22 protein-coding genes are annotated in these 22631 nt (G+C 68.1%); 10 read left to right on the top strand and 12 right to left on the bottom strand.

Features of this window, described 5'->3' with window-relative positions; genetic code table 11:
- Positions 1 to 7: 7 nt before the first annotated feature.
- Positions 8 to 649, top strand: a complete 642-nt coding sequence (locus tag E2F48_RS05715) for a TetR/AcrR family transcriptional regulator C-terminal domain-containing protein (protein WP_133403039.1) — start codon at positions 8 to 10, stop codon at positions 647 to 649.
- Positions 650 to 715: 66 nt separating this feature from the next.
- Here the strand turns inward: E2F48_RS05715 and E2F48_RS05710 are convergent, their stop codons facing one another.
- The 4 genes from E2F48_RS05710 to E2F48_RS05695 all read right to left on the bottom strand — a co-directional run bounded on the left by E2F48_RS05710 (position 716) and on the right by E2F48_RS05695 (position 5472).
- Positions 716 to 2347: a glycoside hydrolase family 13 protein gene (locus E2F48_RS05710; RefSeq protein ID WP_133403394.1), complete on the bottom strand. Its 1632-nt coding sequence runs from the start codon at positions 2345 to 2347 to the stop codon at positions 716 to 718.
- A 73-nt stretch (positions 2348 to 2420) separates the two neighbouring features.
- Complete coding sequence (locus tag E2F48_RS05705) at positions 2421 to 3314, bottom strand: carbohydrate ABC transporter permease (RefSeq protein ID WP_133403038.1); 894 nt, start codon at positions 3312 to 3314, stop codon at positions 2421 to 2423.
- A complete protein-coding gene (locus E2F48_RS05700) occupies positions 3314 to 4204 on the bottom strand; it encodes a carbohydrate ABC transporter permease (protein ID WP_120167168.1) in 891 nt (296 codons plus the stop codon). The genes E2F48_RS05705 and E2F48_RS05700 overlap by 1 nt, the downstream gene beginning before the upstream one ends.
- Positions 4201 to 5472 (bottom strand): ABC transporter substrate-binding protein, encoded by a 1272-nt coding sequence (locus E2F48_RS05695; RefSeq protein ID WP_133403037.1) that lies wholly within the window; start codon positions 5470 to 5472, stop codon positions 4201 to 4203. The genes E2F48_RS05700 and E2F48_RS05695 overlap by 4 nt, the downstream gene beginning before the upstream one ends.
- A gap of 108 nt (positions 5473 to 5580) precedes the next feature.
- On the opposite strand from E2F48_RS05695, the gene E2F48_RS05690 reads away from it, so the two are divergent.
- On the top strand, positions 5581 to 6744 hold the full coding sequence (locus E2F48_RS05690) for an ROK family transcriptional regulator (protein ID WP_246018535.1): 1164 nt from the start codon (positions 5581 to 5583) through the stop codon (positions 6742 to 6744).
- A gap of 82 nt (positions 6745 to 6826) precedes the next feature.
- Here the strand turns inward: E2F48_RS05690 and E2F48_RS05685 are convergent, their stop codons facing one another.
- A complete protein-coding gene (locus E2F48_RS05685) occupies positions 6827 to 7846 on the bottom strand; it encodes an LLM class flavin-dependent oxidoreductase (protein WP_133403036.1) in 1020 nt (339 codons plus the stop codon).
- Positions 7847 to 7873: 27 nt separating this feature from the next.
- Positions 7874 to 8434, bottom strand: a complete 561-nt coding sequence (locus E2F48_RS05680) for a gluconokinase (RefSeq protein ID WP_246018534.1) — start codon at positions 8432 to 8434, stop codon at positions 7874 to 7876.
- A gap of 122 nt (positions 8435 to 8556) precedes the next feature.
- Here E2F48_RS05680 and E2F48_RS05675 point away from each other — a divergent pair, with 122 nt between their 5' ends.
- On the top strand, positions 8557 to 9279 hold the full coding sequence (locus E2F48_RS05675; RefSeq protein ID WP_133403035.1) for a potassium channel family protein: 723 nt from the start codon (positions 8557 to 8559) through the stop codon (positions 9277 to 9279).
- A gap of 47 nt (positions 9280 to 9326) precedes the next feature.
- Entirely contained in the window at positions 9327 to 9986 is a 660-nt protein-coding gene (locus E2F48_RS05670) for an NADPH-dependent F420 reductase (protein ID WP_133403034.1), read from the top strand.
- 1 nt (position 9987) lies between these two features.
- Here the strand turns inward: E2F48_RS05670 and E2F48_RS05665 are convergent, their stop codons facing one another.
- Entirely contained in the window at positions 9988 to 10770 is a 783-nt protein-coding gene (locus E2F48_RS05665) for a hypothetical protein (protein WP_133403033.1), read from the bottom strand.
- A gap of 375 nt (positions 10771 to 11145) precedes the next feature.
- On the opposite strand from E2F48_RS05665, the gene E2F48_RS05660 reads away from it, so the two are divergent.
- Positions 11146 to 11730 carry a sigma-70 family RNA polymerase sigma factor gene (locus tag E2F48_RS05660; RefSeq protein ID WP_133403032.1) on the top strand — a complete coding sequence of 195 codons (585 nt, stop codon included), beginning with the start codon at positions 11146 to 11148 and terminating at the stop codon, positions 11728 to 11730.
- A 113-nt stretch (positions 11731 to 11843) separates the two neighbouring features.
- Positions 11844 to 13124, top strand: a complete 1281-nt coding sequence (locus E2F48_RS05655; protein WP_133403031.1) for a GAF domain-containing sensor histidine kinase — start codon at positions 11844 to 11846, stop codon at positions 13122 to 13124.
- Here the strand turns inward: E2F48_RS05655 and E2F48_RS05650 are convergent.
- Genes E2F48_RS05650 through E2F48_RS05635 form a run of 4 tightly spaced genes read right to left on the bottom strand, consistent with a single transcriptional unit; the run spans position 13121 to position 16815 of the window.
- Positions 13121 to 13516: a universal stress protein gene (locus tag E2F48_RS05650; protein ID WP_133403030.1), complete on the bottom strand. Its 396-nt coding sequence runs from the start codon at positions 13514 to 13516 to the stop codon at positions 13121 to 13123. The two genes, E2F48_RS05655 and E2F48_RS05650, sit on opposite strands and share 4 nt — an antisense overlap.
- Positions 13513 to 15270 (bottom strand): tripartite tricarboxylate transporter permease, encoded by a 1758-nt coding sequence (locus E2F48_RS05645; protein ID WP_133403029.1) that lies wholly within the window; start codon positions 15268 to 15270, stop codon positions 13513 to 13515. The genes E2F48_RS05650 and E2F48_RS05645 overlap by 4 nt, the downstream gene beginning before the upstream one ends.
- Entirely contained in the window at positions 15263 to 15799 is a 537-nt protein-coding gene (locus E2F48_RS05640) for a tripartite tricarboxylate transporter TctB family protein (RefSeq protein ID WP_133403028.1), read from the bottom strand. The genes E2F48_RS05645 and E2F48_RS05640 overlap by 8 nt, the downstream gene beginning before the upstream one ends.
- An 8-nt stretch (positions 15800 to 15807) precedes the next feature.
- On the bottom strand, positions 15808 to 16815 hold the full coding sequence (locus E2F48_RS05635; protein ID WP_133403027.1) for a Bug family tripartite tricarboxylate transporter substrate binding protein: 1008 nt from the start codon (positions 16813 to 16815) through the stop codon (positions 15808 to 15810).
- Between the two features lie 172 nt (positions 16816 to 16987).
- Between E2F48_RS05635 and E2F48_RS05630 the strand changes: the two genes are divergently transcribed.
- Genes E2F48_RS05630 through E2F48_RS05620 form a run of 3 tightly spaced genes read left to right on the top strand, consistent with a single transcriptional unit; the run spans position 16988 to position 20509 of the window.
- A complete protein-coding gene (locus tag E2F48_RS05630; RefSeq protein ID WP_133403026.1) occupies positions 16988 to 18571 on the top strand; it encodes an ATP-binding protein in 1584 nt (527 codons plus the stop codon).
- The gene (locus tag E2F48_RS05625; RefSeq protein WP_133403025.1) at positions 18568 to 19290 is read left to right on the top strand and encodes a response regulator; all 723 of its coding nucleotides are present in this window, start codon (positions 18568 to 18570) and stop codon (positions 19288 to 19290) included. The genes E2F48_RS05630 and E2F48_RS05625 overlap by 4 nt, the downstream gene beginning before the upstream one ends.
- A gap of 34 nt (positions 19291 to 19324) precedes the next feature.
- Positions 19325 to 20509 (top strand): MFS transporter, encoded by a 1185-nt coding sequence (locus tag E2F48_RS05620; protein ID WP_133403024.1) that lies wholly within the window; start codon positions 19325 to 19327, stop codon positions 20507 to 20509.
- 71 nt (positions 20510 to 20580) lie between these two features.
- Here the strand turns inward: E2F48_RS05620 and E2F48_RS05615 are convergent, their stop codons facing one another.
- Positions 20581 to 21795, bottom strand: a complete 1215-nt coding sequence (locus tag E2F48_RS05615; RefSeq protein ID WP_165968699.1) for an FUSC family protein — start codon at positions 21793 to 21795, stop codon at positions 20581 to 20583.
- A gap of 320 nt (positions 21796 to 22115) precedes the next feature.
- Here E2F48_RS05615 and E2F48_RS05610 point away from each other — a divergent pair, with 320 nt between their 5' ends.
- Positions 22116 to 22628, top strand: coding sequence for a GNAT family N-acetyltransferase (locus E2F48_RS05610; protein ID WP_133403022.1), 513 nt, complete (start codon positions 22116 to 22118; stop codon positions 22626 to 22628).
- Positions 22629 to 22631: the final 3 nt, after the last annotated feature.

The raw sequence follows: 22631 nt of genomic DNA, 5'->3' as shown, positions 1-22631 counted from the left end.
AGGGACCATGGGGCGTCCACGCCAGGCGATCCTGTCGCCCGAAAAGATCTACCGGGCAGCCCTTGAGCTGGTCGACCAGTTTGGGGACTTCACCCTGCCCAGCCTGGCGCAACGGCTGAACGTCAGCCCCTCCTCGATTTACCACCACGTCCAGGGACGTCCGGAAATCATCAACGGGATCCGTTCAGTCATTGGATCGGACGCGCTGGCGTCGGGTGATTTCTTTACCGCCGGCCCCGAGTGGCAGGACCGGGCGGCGGCGTGGGCGCGCAGCTACCGCAGCGCGCTGGGCCAGCACGCCAAGGCCATCCCGCTGCTGGTCGGTGAGGCAGTGACGGACAAGGCCACCCTCGATATCTATGAACAGCTCGCAGCCCTGTTTGCCGGGGCGGGCTTCGGGCACAATGACGTGGTCGTCGCCGTCACGGCGCTCGACAGCTTCATGCTGGGCTCCGCCCTGGACTGGGCGTCCCCGGAGTCGGCGTGGGTGGCCGATCCCGCTGCGCAGCCCGCCCTGCACGATGCCTTCACACAGGCCTCCCTTGATGGACGGCGCTCCGACCTCGGATTCGAGGTGGGAGTGAGGGCGATCATCGCCCACCTGGAGACGCTCCTGCCCGGACGCCAGCGGGCGGCCACCAGTAGGTGACCGCCCGCCGTCGTTGATGGTTCAGCGTCGAAAGCGCCATCGCGGGATGTTCCCGCCGTGGAGTGTTCAGGCCTCCGCGATGACCCACGCGGTGGTGTCGGCGGGAAGTTTCCCGTCGACCAGGGGTGCGCTGCTCACCACAACCCGGCCCGCCGGCAGGTCCACCGGGTCGGTGCCGAAGTTCGTCACCGAGTGCCACCCGCCGGAGCGGGTGAAGTGAAGGACCTCCGGTGCCGTGGGAACCCAGTCGAGCTGCTCGGTGGTCTGGAGTTCCCGGCGCAGCGCCAGGGCACTGCGGTAGAGGTTCAGGGTCGAGTCCTGGGCCTCCTCCTGCACCTCGACGGCGGAGTCGGAGAACCAGTCCGGCTGGGGCAGGTGGGCCGTGTGTCCTCCGAAGCCGAAGGAGGGCCCGTCGGCGGTCCACGGCAGCGGCACCCGGCACCCGTCACGGCCGACCTCGACGCCCGGGTTGCGGAAGAACGTCGGATCCTGACGCGCTTCGTCGGCGATGTCGGCCACCTCGTGCAGGCCCAGCTCCTCACCCTGGTACAGGTAGGCCGAGCCGGGCAGCGCGAACATCAGCAGGGAGGCGGCGCGGGCACGCAGGAGGCCGCGTTCGGCGTCCAGCTCCGGGGCAGTTCCGCCGCTGAGCAGCCAGTCGATGCCGGTGGGCTTGCCGTCACCGGCCGGGGGCAGGCCGTAGCGCGTGGCGTGGCGGACCACATCGTGGTTGGAGAAGACCCACGTCGAGGAGGCGCCGGAGTTCTCGGCCTCGGTGAGGTTGGTGGTGATGATGCTGCGGAACTGGCCGGGGTTCCAGTCGGCGCGCAGCAGGTCGAAGTTGAACGCCTGGCCGAGCCCGTCCGGGCTGGCGTAGCGGGCCCGCCGGGTCGCGTGGACCCAGGCCTCGGCGACGGCGGTGCGCGGCGGGTCGTACTCGTTGAACACCTGGCGCCATTCGGTGTAGATCTCGTGGACCTCGTCGCGGTCCCAGAAGGGGTGCTCGCCGTTGAGGTTCTCGTCCTCGGCGCCCAGCTCTGCCTTCGAGGGAAGCGGGTCGGTGAGGTTCTTGGTCAGCGCATGGGCCACGTCCACCCGGAAGCCGTCGACACCGCGGTCGGACCAGAAGCGCAGCGTCTTCAGGAAGTCATCGCGCACCTCCCGGTTGTCCCAGTTGAGGTCCGGCTGCTCCGGGGCGAAGAGGTGAAGGTACCACTGGCCGTCCTCGGTGCGGTCCCAGGCCGGCCCGCCGAAGACTGACTCCCAGTCCGAGGGCGGCTCGGAGCCGTCCGGGCCCTTGCCGTCGCGGAAGATGTACCGCTCCCGGGCCGGAGATCCCTTCGGCGAAGCCAGGGCCTCACGGAACCACTCGTGCCGGTTGGAGGTGTGGTTGGGCACGATGTCGGCGATGAGCTTGATCCCGGCACCGTGCAGGGCGGCGACCAGCTCATCGAAGTCCTCGAGTGTTCCGAGCTTCGGATCGACGTTTCGGTAGTCATCGACGTCATAGCCGCCGTCGGCCAGGGCCGAGGGGTAGAACGGGCTGAGCCAGACGGCGTCCACGCCCAGGGACATCAGGTAGGGAACCCGCGAGGTGATGCCCCGGATGTCGCCCAGGCCGTCGCCGTTGGAGTCGGCGAAGCTGCGGGGGTAGATCTGGTAGACGGCGGCCTGGCGCCACCAGTTGGGATCCGACATGGAGCCGGTCTGTGCGGAAATTTCGGCGGTGCTTGTAGCCACGGCGGGGTTTCCTTTCGGTGTCTGTGAGAGTTTATTTGGTCGAGCCGCGCATGACGCCGGAGACAACCCAGCGCTGGGCGAACAGGTAGACGAGCAGCAGCGGCGCCAGGGCCAGCAGGTAGGAGGCGAAGGCCACCGGGTAGTTGGTGTTGAACTGGCCCTGGAAGATGAACTGGGCCAGCGGGAGGGTCTGGGCGGCCGGGTCCGAGAGGATCACCAGGGGCAGCAGGAAGTCGTTCCACGCCCACAGGCAGGTGAGGATGCCCACGGTGGCGTTCATCGGCCCAAGCAGCGGGAAGATGATGCGCCAGAAGATCGTCCAGGTGCTGGCGCCGTCGGTGAGGGCGGCCTCCTCCAGTTCGAGCGGGATCGAGCGGATGTAGGCCACGTAGACGAAGATGTTGAACGAGAGTCCGTACACCGTGTAGAGCAGTATCAGGCCGAGCTGGTTATCGAGGCCCAGGATCGCGGTTTCCTTGACCACCGAGAGCAGGATGATCGGGAACGGTACGAAGAGGGCAGCAATGAAGTAGAGGTAGAGGCCCTTGAAGAACTTCCGGTGAAGGTTCCGGGCGATGGCGTAGGCGACCATCGAGTTCGTCAGGAGCGTCAGCAGCACCGCCCCGACCGTCACCAACGCAGTGTTGAGCAGGGCCCGGGGGAACTTGACCGTGGTCCACGCCTCGGCGAAGTTTTCCCAGCGGGCACCGATGGGCAGTTCGAATCCGGTGCCGCCGAGCTGGTCTGGTGTCTTCAGCGCGGTGACGACGGCGAGGTACAACGGGATGAGCACCGTCAGGGAACAGACCGCGACGAGTGCGGTAAGCCACCAGTTGATCTTGGGGCGGTCGCGCCGCATCGCCGTGGGGCTGGGCCCGGACGGGGCAGCGGTACGTGGCGCTGCCGATTCTGCTGTAGCTGTCATTAGAAGGAAGCCTCCCTGCGCTGCAGGATGCGCAGCTGGACGAATGAGATGGCGATGATGACGATGAGGTAGATCACGGCGTTGGCGGTCTGGTAGCCGTATTCGCCCCCCTCGAACCCGCCCCGGTAGATGAGCAGGGAGATCGATTCCGTGGATGTGCCCGGTCCGCCGGCTGTCAGGGAGACGATCTGGTCGAACACCTGCAGGAAGTTCTTCAGGGACAGAACCATGTTGATGGTGAAGAACGCCCCGATGAGGGGGAAGGTGATGGACCGGAACTGCCGCCATGAGGAGGCGCCGTCGAGCGAGGCCGCTTCGTACAGCTCACCGCCGATGGTCTGCAGCCCGGCCAGGTAGATGATGATGTTGAAGGCGGCCGCCTGCCAGACGGAAAGGATCACCACGCCGATCCAGGCTGTATCGGCGCCGGCGAGGATGCTCGTGGTCAGGGCGTTGATTCCCAGCGCCTCGGCAATCGCGGGCACCGAGTTGGAGAACAGGTAGTTGAAGACGTATCCGACGATGAGGATCGACAGGATGTTCGGGATGAAGAAGATCCCGCGGAAGCCCGTCTTGAACTTGATCCGCCCGTTAAGCGCGATGGCCACGGCCAGGGAAATGACGTTGACCGCGATGGTGGAGACGATGGCGAACAGGAAGGTGAACCCGTAGGCGTTGAGGATCCGGTCGTCGCGGAAGAGGTTGATGTAGTTGCTCAGCCCGACGAAGGACCACTCACCGTAGCCGGCGTAGTTGGTGAAGCTGAAGTAGATTCCGCTCAGCAGCGGCACCGTGTGGAACACCGCGAAGATCACCAGCGCCGGAAGGACCATGAAGTAGAAGACCCGGGGGGTCTTGCGGCCGACGTTCGGCCTGGTCAGCGTGCTCATGGTTTGTCCTTCTCATTGCTGATGGTGCGGGCGGCGATCTTGTTCCACTCGTTGTCCAGTGATGCGAGGAGGTTGTCGGTGCTTCCTCCGAGGGCGAACTCCTGGAGCAGCGGCGCCAGCGGCAGGCTCGAGGGGATCTGGTGGTCGATGAAGCCGATCAGGCGTCCCTCGGTGAAGTAGGGGGCGAGCCCCTCGAGCGCCGGGTCCTCGTTGGGCGGGCTCGCCTTCAGGGGTGAGAAGGCGCTCTGCTCCTTCGCATACGCCTCGACGACCTCCTGGGAGAGGAGGAACTCGGTGAACTTGCGGGCCTCCTCGGGGTGCTCGGTGTCGCGTCCGATGGAGATCCCGACGTCGACGCCGGAGACGACGACTGTCTCGGCGGGGTCGTTGCTGGCCGGGTAGGGGAATGAGCCGATATTGGCGTCAGGGTTGGCGGCCCGGATAGCCGGGATCGCGTAGCTGCCCTGGAGGTACATCGCCGCCTCGCCGGCGCCAAAGGCCGCATTGCCCGCGTTGTAGTCCCTGCTCGCCGCATCGGGTTGGCCGTAGGAAAACAGCGTCTTCAGCTTCTCCGCCGCTTCCGGGTAGTCCTTGGAGAAGGACACCTTGCCGTCCCTGGACTTCAGATCCTCAAAGAAGCCCTCGGGCTGGAGGGCGCCGCCGAGGTTCACGAAGGCCGGCCCAACGGTCCAGGCGTCCTTGAGCGTTGTGTAGAAGGGCGTCACGCCGTTGGCCTTGAAGGTTTCGGCCGCTTCGATCAGCTCATCCCAGGTCCGGGGCGGGTCCACGTCGTACTTGGCGAAGAGGTCCTTGTTGTACAGGACGCCGCTGGCGTTGCTGGAGAACGGCAGCGCGTTGACCTCCGAGGGCGTGCGGGAGCCGAGTTCCTGGACGATGTCCTTGACCGCCGGAAGTACTGTGTCGGCGGCGGGATGGTCGCTGAGGTCGGCGAAGACGCCCGCCTCGGCGAGTTTGCCGTAGTTGCCGTTGGTGTTGAGGGTCAGGACATCGGGTGTCTTGTTCTTCACCAGCAGCGTTCGGATGGCGGTGTCGGCATTCGGCACATGGTTCTGCACCACGTTGATGCCTGGATTCTGGGCTTCGAACTCGCTGATGATTTTGTCGAAACTGCCGACGGCTTCCGGTTTGAACTGGAAGAAATCGAGGGTCACGACGTCGGTGTCAGTGGGCGCGCAGGCGGACAGCATCAGCGCTGTCGCGGCCGCGGTGACGAAGATCTTCGCTCGAACCCGGCGCTGTATAAACATGAGATTATTTTTACCTTGAAATAAAGTAGAGTGTCAAAAGGCTCCAGGACACCCATCCAGGGCCTTCCTGCGTAGTTCCTGGGCGGTGTTACAGTTACGGTGAAAATAATGACGGAGTCTCCGGAGGCGGCCATGGAATCAGTCCTCGCTCTCTCCCCGGACAGTCCCGTCCGCAGCATTGCGCGCGAGGTGCTGATTCACGGCCCGATCTCGAGGTCCAATCTGGCCTCCCGCCTCGGCCTCTCGGGCGCGAGTCTCACCCGGCTCAGCAAACCACTGCTCGACGCCGGAGTGGTGCGCGAGAGGAACGAACTGGTCTCCGGCGGCGTCGGCCGCCCGACCCGCCCGCTGGAGATCGTCCCCGAAGCCCACCGGTTCGTCGGCATCAAGCTCAGCGGCACAAGCGCGGCGGGCGTTGCGACGAACCTGCGCTCGGATGCGCTGGCTACGGCCGAGCGGCTCCTGCCCAGCCACGAGGTGCGTGACGTTGTGGCAACCATCCTGGCGGTGATCGAGGACCTCGGCGGCGCCGCGCAGTTCAGCGGCGTCGGCATCAGCATCGGCGGGAAGCTCAGCGCCGACGGCGTCGTGGTCCGCGCACCGTTCCTCGGCTGGCGCGATGTGCCCCTGGCGCAGCTGATCGAGGCCGAAGTCGCGGTTCCGGTCGCGGTTGAGAACGACGTCGTCGCCCTCACCATGGCCGAACACTGGTTCGGCGGCGGACGCGGGGAAACCGACTTCGCCGTCCTCACCGTCGGCGCCGGCGTGGGGTACGGGCTGGTGCTCAACGACGCCGTCATCGCGCCGCCGGATGCCGGCCTCGGCCTTCTCGGCCACTACCCACTCGACCCATCGGGCCCCCTGTGCTTTGAGGGACACCGCGGATGTTCCTCAGCCGTCCTCACCATCCCGGCGATCTGCGCCCAGGTCGCCGCCACCACGGGCCAGCAGTGCCGGTATGAGGACATCCTCGATCTGGCCCGCGCCGGCCATCCCGTTGCGCGGGCGGTGATGGACGCCGCCGGCACCGCCCTGGGAACGCTGATCGCCGCCGTCGGAAACCTGACGATGGTTGACCTCGTCGTGCTCTCCGGTGAGGGGATGGAACTTGCCGGAGTTGCCCCCGAGAGGATTGACGCGGCGATTGCCAAGCACCGGGATCCGGAAGCCACGCCGATCCGGCTGAAGCGCCAGCCGACCGACTTCGGCGAGTGGGCCCGGGGCGCCGCCGCCGTCGTCATCCAGCGTTCAATCCTCGGCACCCTGCGCTAGTGCCCGGACTGGGTCAGCGGCGGGCGGCCCCCCTACTGGCCGCCCGCCGCTGGCTGTCCTCAAGCGCGGCCCTGCCGCCGGCTCAGCGCCAGCCCGCCGCGGGCGCGACGTGCCGGACGATGCTCTCAAGGAGCGTCGCGTTATATTCGACGCCGAGCTGGTTCGGGATGGTCAGCAGGACGGTGTCCGCGGCCTGCACCGCCGCATCGGCGGCGAGCTGCGCCGCGATGGCATCCGGTTCCCCGATATAGCTCTTGCCGAAGCGGGCCTGAACGCCGCCGAGGTTGCCGACCTGGTCGGTGGCCTCGAGCTGCGCCCTCACGCCGAAGTAGTAGCGGTCCTCGTCAGTGACTAGAGGGAACACGCTGCGGCTCACCGACACGCGCGGGCTTCCCGCGTGCCCGGCCGTGGCCCACGCTGCGCGGAACACCTCGATCTGTTCAGCCTGGAGCTGATCGAAGGGAACCCCGGTATCCTCGGTCAGCAGGGTGGAACTCATGAGGTTCATGCCCTGCTCCCCCGCCCAGCGTGCGGTGGCGCGGGTGCCGGACCCCCACCAGATGCGCCCGCTGAGTCCCGGGGATTGGGGATCGATGGCCAGCTGCCCCGCCGACCCGGTCATCCGGGGGTCGGCGTCGGCGATCCCCGCCCCGGCGATGGCGGCGCGGAAGATGGCCGTCTTCCGGCGCGCCTCGTCGGCGTCCGAGAGCCCCTCGGCCGGCACGTACCCGAACCTCTCATAGCCGCGCAGGGCCGGCTCGGGTGATCCCCGGCTGACTCCGAGCTGCAGCCGGCCGTTGCTGATCAGGTCGGTGACGGCCGCTTCCTCCGCCATGTACAGGGGGTTCTCGTAACGCATGTCGATGATGCCCGTTCCCAGCTCAATGCGGCTGGTGCGGGCCGCCATCGCCGCCAGCAGCGGGAAGGGCGAGGCGAACTGGGGGGCGAAGTGGTGGACCCGCAGGAACGCGCCGTCGACGCCGACCTCCTCTGCAGCGACCGCGAGCTCCACCATCTGCTGCAGGGCATCCCGTGCCGTCGGCACGAAGGAGCCCTGGACATCCTGGTAGTGCCCAAAGGACAGGAAACCTATTTTCTTCATCCCCGGGTAGCGTCCCGGGCCCGCACCTTATTCCCCGAGTACTCTTCCCCGGTCACTGCCCGGGGGCTCCTCCTCGGCGGCCAGGCCCCTCACATAGTCCGCGGCCTGGTCCACGATCTGCTCAAGGGGCAGGCTCAGGTCGACGGTGACACCGCGCTCGTCCTCCTGCAGGGTCTGCAGAACCTCGTACTGGGACACCAGCAGCGACGGCGGCATGAACTGATGCCGGCGATTGGCGACCCGTTCGGCCACCACCTCCATCGGCCCGTGCGGGTGGACCATCACCACGGCCGGTGCGAAGCTGCGCAGCAGGTCCCGGTAGGAGCGCTTCAACGCCGAGCAGGCCACGACGATGCCGGAGTCCCCGCCCTGCGCGAGCCTCTCGCCCACGGCCCGCAGCCAGGGCAGGCGTTCGGCGTCAGTGAGGGGCGTGCCTGCTGCCATAAGTTTCCGGTTGTGCTCGGAATGCAGGTCGTCACCGTCGACGAAGTCGGCGCCGAGGCGGGCGGCCAGCAGGGTTCCGACCGTGGTCTTGCCGGAGCCCTGCACCCCCATGACGACGACCGGAGGAAGCTGGGGATGCGGCACGGTTGACCCTTCGTCGGACCGCGTGGTGGCGCGGCGGGGAGATGGACGTCTGAGCATTCTACAAAGCGGTATCCGAATCGCCACAGATACGGGTGGCGGAGGGACCACCCTAGGATTCAGCTATGACTTCTGAGATGTGGCGGGCACGCACCGAGTGGCCCCTGGCAGGGGCCGCGGTCCTCTTCCTCCTGATTTATTCGGTCCAGGTGATCCTTCCGCTGAGTCCGGCCGAGTCCTCCCTGCTTGCCGCCGTGAACTGGGCCATCTGGGCGGTTTTCCTCCTGGACTTCCTGGTGAACTTCGGGCTGGCGGAGCGGCAGTGGCGCTGGCTGCTCCGGAACCTCCACGAACTGCTCATCCTGGTCCTGCCCATGCTCCGGCCGCTGCGCCTGCTGCGGTTGCTGACCCTGCTGCGGGTGCTGAACCGGGCCGGCGGAGACGCGCTCCGCGGCCGGCTGGCGCTGTATGTCCTTACCTCCTCCGCGATCCTTTCGTATGCCGGCGCCCTGGCGGTGCTCGATGTGGAGCAGGATACCCAGGAGGGCAATATCCTCACCATCGGCGATGCCCTCTGGTGGTCCCTGACGACCGTGACCTCCGTGGGCTATGGGGATCACTTCCCCGTCACGGTGCCCGGCCGGCTGGTTGCCTCGGGGCTCATGGTGCTCGGCATCGCGGTCCTGGGCGTCGTCACCGCCACCGTGGCCTCCTGGCTGGTGGAGAGCGTTTCGGCCGGATCGGCCGACGACTCCGCGGCCGCCGTCCGGCAGGAACTCGCTGCGGTGCGCGCCCAGCTCGCCGAACTCACCGACCAGCTCGCGGCCGGGCGCCGGGCGCCGGACTGACTGCGTCGAGGGTGGACGGCGCGTCGGGAAACCGGGTTGGATGAGGCATGAGCAAACACACCACGACACTCGGCCTGATCGGCAGCGGCCACATCGGGTCCCAGCTGGCAAGCCTGGCTGTCTCGCGCGGTTACGACGTGATCCTCAGCAACTCCCGCGGCCCGGAGACGCTGGCTGACCTTGTGGCAGAGCTCGGCCCGCGGGCCCGGGCTGCCACCAGCGCCGAAGCGGCGGGAGCCGGTGACATCGTCGTCGTCACGGTCCCCCTCAAGGGCTACCGGGATCTCCCCGCGGAGGCCCTGGCGGGGAAGGTCGTCGTCGACACCTGCAACTACTACCCCCAGCGGGACGGCCGGATCCCCGAACTCGACGACGAGGGCACCACCACCAGCGAACTGATCCAGGCGCAGCTGCCCGGGGCACGCGTCGTGAAGGCCTTCAACAACATCTACTTTGCGGACCTTCCGGAGGGATCGCCCGCCGGGACGCCGAACCGGCGGGCCCTGCCGATCGCCGGGAACGACGAGGCGGCGAAGGCCACGGTCGCGGCGATGATCGATGAATTCGGCTTCGACGTTATCGACGCCGGGCCGCTGGCCGAGGGCTGGCGGTTCCAGCGCGACACACCCGCCTACGTCATCCCGGCGGACGCCGAGGGGATGCGGGAGGCGCTCGGGCGGGCGAAACGGTACGCCGATATGGGCTGAACTACCCGGTGAAGGCTGCGCCGGTGAGCAGTTCCCCGGCAAGGCGCCGGAGCTCATCCTGGGCGATCAGGTCGGGCTCGGTAAATCCGATCTGCTGGGCCGACACGGTGGACGTGCCGTCGATTGCCGTCACCGCCATGATGAACATTGTGTGGCCTGTCGGCAGGTCCTGAGTGAGCAGGTAGGACACGGTCTCCCCACCCACCGGATCGATGGGCAGTTCATCCATCGTGACCGCCACCCCCTGGCCCTGAACTTTGACGGTGAACCGGGCGCACTGGCTGGTGTCAAGGCTCAGCCCGTGAGCGAGCACTGCGGGATCATCGACCGATGCCATCGCGACAACGGTCACCGAGCCGAAGGAATCCGGGGCGCTGACCCCGGACGCTGACGGTATGTCCCTGGGGATCTGCCCCAGGTTCTTCCTCGCCGTCTCCCCGCACTCCGCGGGGTCCACCACGGCATTGTCGAAGATGATCTTGGCGGCATCCGTCCCCGCTGCGAGCTGGTCCCGCGGCATCAGGGTGAACGGTTGGCCCTGTGCGTCAAGCAGACGGGATACCCGGGCCTCGAGTTCCGCCGGCGGCAACATTTCCGGCGCGGCGGGCGGCTCGGCCGGAGCCGTCGACGCCGGGACTGTCGGCTCTGCGGCCGCGGGGACGGGCCGGGCGGGTTCCGGCGAGGCGACGGGCCGCGCTGGGGAATCCTCCGCCTCCGGGCCGGGCCCGGGGCCGAACACGCTACAGCCCGAGAGCAGTACTCCGACAGTCAACAGCGCGCTCACGCGCGCGCCAGCTCTCCCCATGTTCTCCCCCATTGGATCCCCCGCATCCGCGGTTTTCAGCACAGCGTACAGCAAGGCGCGGCGACGGTTATCCATGCCGAAGAGCCAGTGAAACCGCTTGTGTCCGCGTCTGGATCGCACTCAGAGAAAAACTAAGCCGGTGTATTGCTAGATTGTCTAGATAAATGTCATACTCGAATCCTTCGCTGGGGAGTGGATGGGCGGGCTGTCCGTGCGGCAGGCCGCGGTCGGGACCTCCACCCTTCCGTGAAGGTCGAGTCCACGAACAGAGCAGGTTTCCATGCCGGGCAACACTCAAGCGACGGGTGCGCATCCGTTTGCCAGCGCATGCGCTGACTCAGGAACCCGGCAGCCATGACCGACAAAGGCTCAACGACCCCCACCCTGCTGCGGCTCCTTGAGGACGTGGCGGGCGGCAGCGAGCCGGCGTTTGAGTCCCTCTATGAGCAGACGGTCCGCCGGGTCTACCGGGTGGCGCTCAATGTGATCAAGAACCCGGCGATGGCGGCCGAGATCGTCCAGGAGGTCTACCTGCTCGTCTGGACGTCGGCCGGAAAGTACGATTCCTCCCTCGGCTCGCCCCAGACCTGGATCCTCACCCTCGCCCACCGGCGGGCGGTGGACCGGGTCCGCAGCGAACAAAGTGCCACCGAACGCGGTGCGCGCCACGCCCAGGAAATGGGTGCGCTCAAACACGATTCAATCGACGAAACGGTCCACCGCTCCCTCATGGCCGAGACGGTCCGCCGGTGCCTCTCCTCCCTGACCGACCACCAGGCCGAGGCCATCCGGCTCGCCTACTACGGCGGCCTGACCTATGTCGAGGTCGCCGAGGCCCTCAACCTCAAGGTCCCCACGGCGAAGTCCCGCATCCAGAGCGGCCTGACGAAACTCCGCCGCACACTCGAGGTCGAGGGGTACGACGCCTACTCCCGGTAGGCCCACGCCTGTCGAACGCACCCGCCGCCTCTCCTCGCCGACAGCGCCGGAATCGGCCCGATGCGGTAACTTGGGGTATTCCTGACCCGGTCTCGATTTACCCAAGGGGAGCAATGCAGGATGCGCTTGTCGATCAGCCCCACCTCGAGGAGCTTTCCCGCCAGGCAGTGCTGCGCGATTACGGGCTTCCCTCCAGCGCAGCAGAAGGCACCTCCGACAAGGTCTCTCCTCCGCCGGAGCTGATGAACCTGGTCCGTCTCGCGGTGCAAATCACCGGAATGGCCTCGGGTGCCATCAACATCATCACCGCCGATGAGCAGCACACGATCGCCGCGCACGGCGTCGAGCCGGAGGTGTGCTCCCGGGAGGACTCGATGTGCTCCAAGGTGTTCCAGTCGAATCAGATCACAGTGGTACCCGACGCCGCCCGGGACCACCGCTTCGTCAACAATCCCTTCGTCAACGGAGTGAAGTCCAGCATCCGCTCCTACGCCTCGGTCCCGCTGGTTTCCCCCGCAGGTGCAGCCCTGGGGTCACTCTGCGTCTTCACCACCAATCGCCAGGAGCTTGATCCGGAGCGCCGGGAGGGTCTCGAAATTCTGGCAGCGCAGGTCATCGAGGTGCTCGAACTGCAGCTGAGGACCCGGCAGCTCGCCGACGCACTGGCCACCGTCCGCCGCAGCAACGAGGACCTCGCCGGCTTCGCGGCTCGGGTCAGCCACGACCTCAAGAACCCGCTCACGGCCATCCTCGGCTACGCGGAACTCGGCGAGCAGGACGATTCGGTGTCGGGGCCCGCTGCCGGCTACCTCCGGATCATCCGGGGAAGCGCCGGCCGGATGCTCGAGACGGTCCAGGAGGTGCTCGACTTTTCCCGGGTCGGCGGCAGCGTCACGCGGGAGCGGGTTCCGCTGGCCGCCGCCGTCGATGCCGTCCGGCAGGACATTCTGCCGCTGGTGCAGGATTCCAGGGCGGGCATCACCGCCGTCGACGCCGAACTGGTCGCCGACCCGACGCTGCTCCGTGCCCTGCTGCAGAACCTTATCGCCAACGCCATCAAGTACTCCCGCCCCGGCACCGCCCCACGCATTGCGGTGCTCACCGAGACCGGTGACACTCAGGTCCTCACGGTCGTGGACAACGGCAAGGGCATCGCCGCCGAGGACCGCACCCGGGTCCTCGAGCCGCTGGTGCGGCTGTCCCGCGAGGGAGACCCGCCAGGCACCGGGATCGGCCTTGCGACCTGCGCCCGTATCGCCTCGGCCCATGGCGGGAGCATCTCGATCACCGACACCCCGGGCGGTGGCACAACGGTGAGGGTCGATCTGGGTCCGGCCGGACCTCCCGGCACCGCCGAGGGGTCCGGCCGGAGCAGCGCCGGGGGCCGGCCCTAGGGCAGCTTCACCGCCAGCACGTTGCACCGGGCCGAAAGCAGGATCGTCTGCGCGGTGGAGCCCATAATGAGCTTGCCGACCGGCGTACGGTGCCGCAGCCCGATCACCAGGAGCTCGGCGTCCAGGCTTTCGGCGGCCTCGAGGACCTCCTCGGCCGCGGTGGCGTCGGAGGTGCCGTGCCGGATCTCGTAGTCAACGTTCGAGGCCGCCAGTTTTCCCTCCAGCCGGGACACATCGGTGTCATCGGCGTAGCCGGGGTCGACGAGCCGGTCCGCGCGGGTGGTGTTCACCACGACCAGCTTGGCTTCCCGCCGCCGTGCTTCGCGGATCGCCTCGTCAACCGCTGCGTCTCCAAGGGCGTTAGGCACGTAACCGACAACGATGGTGCTCATGGGCTTTCCTTTCGGTTCTTGGTGCTTGAGGCTCCGGAGTGGGCCCCACCGGACACCGTGTCCGGCCCGGGAGCGCTCTCGGCGCCGGGGACACCGGCCGCCGCACCCGGATGGGCGGATTCCGCCGGATCACCGGGCCCCGCGGGTGCCGCACCCGAAGTCCCATCGGCGTCCGGGCCGCCCTGTGCGACCGTCGCGCGGGGAGTATCCGCGCCGTCATCGACGCCTCCCTCGAGGTCAGCGGTGGTCTCCGCCTCCATCGCACTCTGCCGCTTCCTCATCCAGAAGGACAGGACGAAGATGATGATCAGCACCACGTAGATAGCCGCGGCGATCGGCGAGGAGACCAGCGCCACCGGATCACCCTGGGAAATGGCCAGGGAGCGCCGCAGCTGGTTTTCGAAGATCGGGCCGAGGATCAGCCCGACCACCATGGGTGCCACCGGGTAGCCGTAGCGCCGCATGAAGAACCCGAGGATGCCGAGGATCAGGAGGATGATCACGTCAATGGGCGTGAAGTTCACCGAGAACGCGCCCAGGGCGGCGAACACGAGGATGCCGGCATAGAGGTAGGGCCGCGGGATCTGGAGGATCTTGACCCAGATGCCAACCAGGGGAAGGTTGAGCACCAGCAGCATGAGGTTGCCGACATAGAGGCTGGCGATCAGGGCCCACACCAGCGCGCTGTCGTTTTCGAACAGCTGCGGCCCGACCGGGATCTGGTAGCGCTGGAACGCCACCAGGAGCATCGCGGCGGTGGCGGTCGTGGGAATGCCGAGGGTGAGCAGCGGCACCAGCACACCGGCGGCGGCGGCGTTGTTCGCGGCCTCCGGTCCGGCGACGCCCTCGATCGCGCCCTTGCCGAACTGCTTCTTCCGGGCGCCCTTGGCGAGCTTGCGCTCGGAGGCGTAGGAGAGGAAGGTGGCGACGTCGGCGCCGCCGGCCGGGATGGTGCCAACGGGGAAGCCGATGGCGGTGCCGCGGAGCCACGGCCGCCAGGAGCGCCTCCAGTCCTCCTTGCGCATCCACTTGGTCCAGCCACCGGTCACCGGGATGACCTTGATGGGCCCGTGGCGCAGCCGGGAGGCGACGTAGAGCGCCTCGCCGACGGCGAACAGCGCGACGGCGACCAGGACGACGTCGATCCCGTCGGCAAGGAACGGGCTGCCGAAGGTGTACCGCTGCTGGGCTGTCAGCGAATCGAAGCCCATGGTGGCGATGAACAGGCCAAGGGCCAGGGAGGCGAGGCCGCGCAGCACCGAAGACCCCAGCAGGGCCCCGACCGTCAGGAAGGCGACGACCATGAGGGCGACGTACTCGACCGGACCGATCTGCACGGCGAATGCCGCCACGTAGGGGGCCACGAAGCTCAGCAGGACGGTGGCAATGGTGCCGGCGATGAACGAGCCGACCGCCGCGGTGGCCAGCGCCGCGGCGCCGCGGCCGGCCTTGGCCATCCGGTTGCCTTCGAGGGCCGTGACGATCGAGGAGGACTCCCCGGGAGTGTTGAGCAGGATGGAGGTGGTCGAGCCGCCGTACATGCCGCCGTAGTAGATGCCGGCGAAGACGATGATGGCCGCCGTCGGCTCAAGGCTGTAGGTCAGCGGCATCAGCAGCGCCACGGTCATGGCGGGCCCGATGCCGGGAAGCACCCCGACGGCGGTGCCCACGAGCACCCCGCCCAGTGCGAAGAGCAGGTACATCGGCTGCGCCGCGACGGCGAAGCCTTCGAGCAGGCTCATGAAGTTATCCACTGAAGACACCAAACCCTTCAAGGAAGCCCGCGGGCAGGGAGACACCGAGCAGCCCGGCGAAGACGAACTGCAGGACGAGTGCCAGGACGATGGCGGTGATCAGGTTGCGGAACCAGGGCCGGGCGCCGAGGGACCACGCGGCCCCGAAGAACAGCACCGCGGCCGCAACGGGCCAGCCCAGGGGCACGATCAGGAAGGAGTGGAGCAGGACGAAGCCTGCGAGCTTCCCGACGGTCGCCCAGTCGGTGGCGATGTTCGGGTCGACGTCCTCCCCCTCCTCCGGCACGCCGGTTCCGCCGCGCAGCAGCTGGATGACCAGACCTGCCCCGACGAGGACGAGCATGCCCGAGACCAGGTAGGGAAAGGCCTTGGGGCCGATATCGCTGGCGGAGGGCGGGGTCTGGATGGAGGCCCCGGCCACGAATCCCACCACGCCGACGCTGATCACGATGAGCGCGAAGATGAGCTCTCCGATCGGCCGGCCGGGAGCGGCGGCGGTGCCGCTCCCGGCGGGGCTGGAGGTTGACATGCTCATGGCTACAGCAGGCCGATCTCGGTCAGGGTGGTCTTCACCGTGGCGATGTCCTCGGTGAGGAAGGTGTCGAACTCCTCACCCGTCAGGAACGCATCGGACCAGTTGTTCTCCTTGAGGGTCGTCTTCCAGGACTCGGTCTCGTGGAGGTCGGTGACGAGTTCGGTGAGCTTGTCGGCCTGCGCCTCGTCGATCGACCCCGGTGCGACGACGCCGCGCCAGTTGGTGAGCACCACGTCGATGCCCTGATCGGTGAGGGTCTGGACCTCGGGAAGCTGCGGGGCGGCCTCGTCGCCGGAGACGGCGAGGGCACGCAGCTTGCCGGCCTCGACCTGCTCGGCGTATTCGCCGACGCCGGAGATGCCGGCGTTGACCTTGTTGCCCAGCAGCGCGGCGAGGGATTCCCCGCCCCCGGAGTATGGGATGTAATTCAGCTTGTCGGGGGCGATACCGGCCTCCTTGAGGACCATGCCGGCGAGGATGTGGTCGGCGCCGCCGGCGGAGCCGCCGGTGATGGAGACGCCTTGGCCCTTGGCCTCGATGTCATCGAGGAGGTCCTGCATGTTCTGGTACGGCGAGTCGGCCGGGACGACGACGACGAGCGGCTCGTCCGTCATGCGGGCGATCGGCGTCGTGTCCTCGATCCGGTTCGCCGCGTTGTTCGTCTCCACCGCCCCCACCATCACATAACCCATGACCATCAGGGTGTTCGGATCGGTCTCGGTGGCGAGCTGGGCCAGCCCGTTGGTTCCACCGGCGCCGCCGACGTTGACCACGGAGGCCGTCTCGACGAGGTCGTTGTCCTGCAGGTCCTTCTGCATGGCGCGGCCGGTCTGGTCCCAGCCGCCTCCCGGGTCGGCCGGGACCACAATGTTGAGCTTGTCGATGGCGTCGCCGCCGCCGCTCCCGGTGGTGCTCTCGGTCATCGAGCCGCAGGCCGAAAGAGCAAGCGCGGATGCCAGGGCGAGTGCTGTCAGGGTGGTTCGGCGCGGGCCGGCTGGGTTGATCTTCATGGGGGTGTCTCTTCCTTGAGATGTGATGTGGATCACCACGCTCGTTTCAGCGTAGGAACGTGTCAAAGGCATCGGAAGAATACGGTCGTAACGCTCGTATTGGTCTTTATGGTCCCGGCGATCAGGCGGAATTCCGCGCCGCTGCGGCCCGCTGCCGTGCCACAATGGGCGCATGGTCCGGACGATGTCGCTGCGGTTCCAGCTGTTCCTGCTGCAGTTGTTCATCGTGCTCGCCGTCGTCCTGGTGGCCGGATCAACGGCCGTCGCGAGCCAGATGCAGCAGATCCGCGACCAGTATGAGGACCGCATGGTGGGGGTGGCGCAGTCGGTGGCGCAGCTGCCCTCGATCATCGAGGCGTTCGACGACCCGGAGCCCAGCGCCACCATCCAGCCGATCGCCGATCTGATCGCCCAGTCCACCGGGGTGACGTACGTGGTGGTGACCGACGAGCGCGGGGTGAGGTATTCCCACCCGAACCCGGAGCTGATCGGCAAGGTCGTGTCCACCGACCCGTCGGTCCCGCTCTCCGGCGAAATCTACGTCGGTACGCAGACCGGCACCCTCGGGGAGTCGTGGCGCGTGAAGGTTCCGATTTACTCCGCGGCTGGCGAGATTATCGGCACGGCCTCGGTGGGCACCCTTGAGTCCGAGCTCCGGGAGGACCTCTTCGAGGACCTCCCCCGCCTGCTGATCTGGCTGGTGGCTGCGGCGCTGGTCGGCTCGGCCGGATCGATCTATATCTCCCGCCTGGTCTGGCGCCGCATCTACAAGCTCGAACCCGAGGAAATCGCCTCCCTGCTGGAGACCCGCGATGCCATGCTTCACGGCATCAGCGAGGGAATGGTGGCCGTCGACGAAACCGGCCGGATCGCCCTGATGAACGACGAGGCCAAGCGGCTGCTCGAGCTCGACGACGCTGCCACCGGCCGGCACGCCTCCGCGGTGCTCGATCCCGCCCTGGCCCGGCTCCTCACCTCCCCCGGCGACGTCGACGAGACGGTCCTCGTGGGCGAGCGGGTCCTGCTGGCACGGACCACCGACGCCGTCGTCGACTCCAAGCGGGTCGGCAACGTGATGATCCTGCGCGACCGCACCGAACTCCACCAGCTCCTCACGGACCTCGACGGCGCCCGGGACGTCACCGCCGCCCTGCGCGCGCAGGCCCACGAGTTCGCCAACCGCATGCACACAGTGTCCGGGCTGCTCGAATTGGGCCGCACGGAGCAGGCGGTCGACTTCATCTCCCGCTCCGGCCACGGCGGCGCCCTGATCTCGGGCAGCATCGCCCCGGGCATCACCGATCCCGACGCCGCGAGCCTGCTGATGGCCAAGAGCACCATCTGCGCCGAGAAGGACATCACCCTCGCGGTAACGGAAACCTCCACCCTCGAGCCCGACGGCACCACCGACGCCGTCACCATCCTCGGCAACCTCATCGACAATGCGATGGAGGCCGTCGGCGCCGACGGCACGATCAGCGTGGACCTTGAATCCGGACCGGAGATTCTCCGCATCACCGTGGCCGACGACGGCCCCGGCGTGCCGGACGAGGTGCTTGGCCGGATCTTCTCCTCCGGCTTCTCGACGAAGGACGGCGGGAGTGCAGGCACCCGCGGCTTCGGCCTGGCCCTCGTGACGCGGATCGCCGAACGCCGGCACGGGCAGGTCGTCGTCGAGGAGTCGCTGCTGGGTGGCGCCGAGTTCACCGTCTTCCTCGCCCGCCAGCCCGCGGGCCGACCCCTGCAGGCATCATGAGCCCGATCCGCACCGTGGTGGTCGACGACGACTCCGAGGTCGCCGGGGTCCACACCGGGTTCCTGCTGGCCCACGGCGGCTTCGACGTCGTCGGCGTGGCGCACACCGGCGCCCGCGCGCTCGAACTCGTTGACCTGTTGAAGCCCCAGCTCGTCCTGCTCGATATCCACCTGCCGGACATGTCCGGGATCGAGGTGCTGCGCGCCGCCCGGAACCTGCCGGGGGATCCCGTGGACATCATCGCCATCACCGCTGCCCGGGAACTGGAGACGGTGCGGGCAGCGGTGGCCGGCGGCGTGCTCCACTATCTGGTGAAGCCGTTCAACTCCCGGGTCCTCAACCAGCGGCTCGACGCCTACGTGGAATACCACCGGGCCGTGGCTACCCACGCCTCGGTGGGCGCGGCGGCGCTGGATCAGCACCGCATCGACCAGCTCCTGCGGCCCACAGGCCCCGGGGCCCCGGCCGGGGCGGTCCGCGCGGCGCAGGGCCCGACGCCCAAGGGACTGTCGGCGCCCACCCTCGACGCCGTCGTCGCCGACCTGCGGACCCGGCCGGACGGCGCCTCGGCCTCGGAGGTCGCCGAGCGCCTCGGGATGGCCCGGGTGAGCGCCCGCCGCTACCTCGAATTCCTTGTCACGAAGGGCCAGGTGCGCATCGTTCCGCGCTACGGCAGCGCCGGACGGCCGGAGAAGTTCTACCTCTGGACCGGGCGCTGAACGCCCGGCCCCTGCCACCGGTGCGGGGCCGGTAGTGCGCCGGTGGCCTTGGGTGCTGCTCCTCCACGCCATGTTCCTCCAGCTGGCTGCCTATATCGTGCGTCCCGCCGCTGCCTACCGCGCCCTGGAGCTCGGCGTCGAGCCGGCGCTGCTCGGACTGATCGCGGCGAGCTTCGCGCTCCTGCCGCTGTTCATCGCCGTCCTGGTGGGCCGGGCCACCGACGCCGGGCACCAACGCGCGGTGCTGCTCGGCGGCGCAATGCTCATGGCCGGGGCCGGGGCCGGGCTGGTGTTCGCGTCGTCATCCCTTGAGCTGCTGCTGCTATGGAACGGAGTGCTCGGGCTCGGGCACCTCATGTGCGTAGTGGGCCAGCAGAGCCGGATCGCCGAGGGAGAGTCCGGTCGGCTTGATGCGGCGTTCGGCCTCTACACCTTCGCCGGGTCGGCCGGGCAGGCCGTGGGGCCGTTGTTGATTCCGGTGTTCGGGGGCGGCCGGGTGCTGCCCGACACCCGGGCGCTGTTCCTGGCCTACACCGCCTCCGCCATCGTCCTGCTGGTACTCACCTTCCCCCTGGTGCGCCACCCGCGGCGGACGGGCAGGGCCGGGGTGCGGCCGGAGATACCCCGGGGCAGCCTGGGCAGCACGTTCACCCGGACCACCCGCCGGTCCCGGGGGAAGCTGTTCGGGGCGATGGTGGTCAGTGCCATGGTGCTGGGTGCCATCGACCTGATCGCGGTGTACCTTCCGGCGCTGGGCGTGGAGCGCGGGATCCCGGCCGCCGTTGTCGGCATCCTGCTCAGCGTGCGGGCCGGGGCAACGATGGCCTCGCGGCTCTACCTCGGGCCGCTCGTGGCCCGGTTCGGCCGGGCCGAACTGATCGCCCTCTCCACGGCGGTGTCGGCGCTTGCCGTGGGCGCACTCGCCGCGCCGCTGAACCTGGTGGCGCTGGCCGCCGTCCTGGTGGTGGCGGGGGTGGCGCTGGGCATCGGGCAGCCGCTGACCATGACCGTGATTTCCCTTGAGGCACCCCGGGGCACGCAGGGCACCTGGCTGGCCCTGCGGCTGAGCGCGAACCGGCTGGGCCAGTCGGCGATCCCCGCGGCGGTGGGCCTTGTCGCGGCGTCCGCCGGGGTGGCAGGAGTCTTCGGCGTCACCGGTGCGGGACTCGCACTGGTTGCGGGCGGCTCCTGGTATTCGCTGCGGAGAGGGCGGGGCTAGGCAACCCAGCTGGGCGGTGGCGTCCTTCACCCCGAGTCCGCCGCCTGCCGATGACGCCAAGTCCCTGAAACTCAGCCCCCGCTCCGGGAGGCGCGGCTCGAACCCCCTCGCCGCGGTGATCGCCGTGCGACCTTGGGCAGCCAGCCGATGCCGGGGTTCGGGATTTCAATCCGTTGCAGCCATGGCTTGGTGCTGCGCTCGGTGTGCTCCAGGTCGAGCTGCGAGACCGCATGGTCGATGGCGGCCAGCACGGAGCCCTGGAGCATCCACAACTCCTTCTGTTCCCGCGGATCAACGTCAAGGAGCATCAGCTCGGTGAGTACGGCCCGGGTCTCGCGGACACTTTCGAGCATATGTTCAAGCGCCTCGTCGGCACGCTCCCCCATGCCGCTGCCATACTCGGCTTCGACGAGGTCGCCGAAGGCGCGCAGCCCGTTCGCCAGATCGTCAAGCACGAACGCAAACGCCCGACGAAGCTCCCTCTCGGTCGGGTCGGGCAATCCGCTCCGCTCCGCCGGCGCCGCTTTACCGATGACGACGAGCAAAGCCCGTTCGGCGGCGAGGCACTTCTCCAAGCGGTTCAGGGCAGCGCGAAGCCCCGGGTACACAACCGCCATTGCGAGCGCGCGCGGGTTGAACCGGCGGCTCTCCCTCACCGTTTCCACCTCGGCCGACGCGGTGCGGAGTTCCTTGGCGATGTCGTCTGACCACTCGTACCATTCCTTCACCTCCTCTGGATGCGGCGGTCGATCACCAAGTGCCCGTGCGACCTCGTCCATCAGCGCCGCCTGCGATCGGGTGACCCGCCGCACCGCATCGCTGGCACGCGAATTCGGGATCGCGACCGGAACCACGAGGCTGAACGCGATTCCCACCACCGTGCCGATCAGGGTGTTCGCCACGCGCACCTCCGCCGCAATGCCGGGTGTCGAGACCGCAAGGATCAGCATCCCGCTGATGGGCGCCTCGAGCGTCTGGTCCCCCAGCCGCAGCACCATGGCGGCGGTCAGGGAGGCGGCGATCACGAGGCCCAGGCTCCACCAGGACAGTCCGATCATCGCTGTGACGCCGATGGCGATGAGAACGCCGGTGAGCACCGCCCCGACCCGGACCATTCCCATCAGGAGCGTTCCGACCGTCGAGGCCTGAACCACCAGCAGAGCCGTGAGCGGTGCGGTCAGGTCGAGAATGCCGGGAAAGAGAATGTCGGCGACGACGTAGGCGACCACTGCTGCCACAGTGAGCCGGAGAATCTGCGTGGCGGCCGGCGTAAGACGCTTCGGCACCTCACCCAACGACGCCGGCATGGCAGGCCAGACCGACCACAGCATCCGGCGCACGCTCCAATGCCGACGCGGCTTGCGACTTCCATTCCGTTCGCTCATGCTGATCCCGGGACTGGTTGGGAGGACGCGCCCCCGGCGAAGCAACCGCTGCACCGGAGCGCGTCTTGGCCTGAACGTACCCCCGACAACGCCGTGTGACTACCCGCCTGGGTTCGATCGCGGGACTTTTCCCGGCCGAAACAAGAAGCCTGTTGGATTTGCGTGCCGCAGGGTCCATCCGGAGCTGGTGGAGCGCCTGGCATCAACGAGAGGATCTGAACGTGCGACACCAAGCATGGCGGACCCGCCGCGAAGAGCCGCGCGACATCGAAGCGATTCACGCAATCAACGCGGCAGCCTTTGATACCGAGGATGAGGCCAATCTCGTCGAAGCCCTGCGCGGCGACCCGGCTTGGATCGACGGCCTGTCCATCGTCGTGACCACAGCCGACGACGAGCCGGTTGGGCATGCCCTGCTCACCCGCTGCTCCATCGGCGACGCCCCCGCGCTCTGTCTTGCACCGTGCGCGGTCATCCCCTCCCGCCAACGCACCGGAGCCGGTACGGCTGCCGTCCAGGCTGCCCTTAACGCCGCCCGCGCCATGGGAGAAGCCTTCGTGGTCGTCCTGGGGCACCCGGACTACTACCCCCGGTTCGGCTTCGAGCGCGCCTCCGCCTCCGGGATCCGGCTCAGCATCGACGTTCCCGACGAAGCCCTCATGGCCCTGTCGCTCGACCCGCAGCGGGCGCTCCCGGCGGGAACGGTCCACTACGCGAACCCCTTCGGCATCTAGCGG

The organism is Arthrobacter crusticola, assembly GCF_004357995.1.
Lineage (GTDB): Bacteria > Actinomycetota > Actinomycetes > Actinomycetales > Micrococcaceae > Arthrobacter_D > Arthrobacter_D crusticola.
Note: the sequence above shows the minus strand (reverse complement) of the source record. Positions and strands in the feature narration are given on the sequence as shown.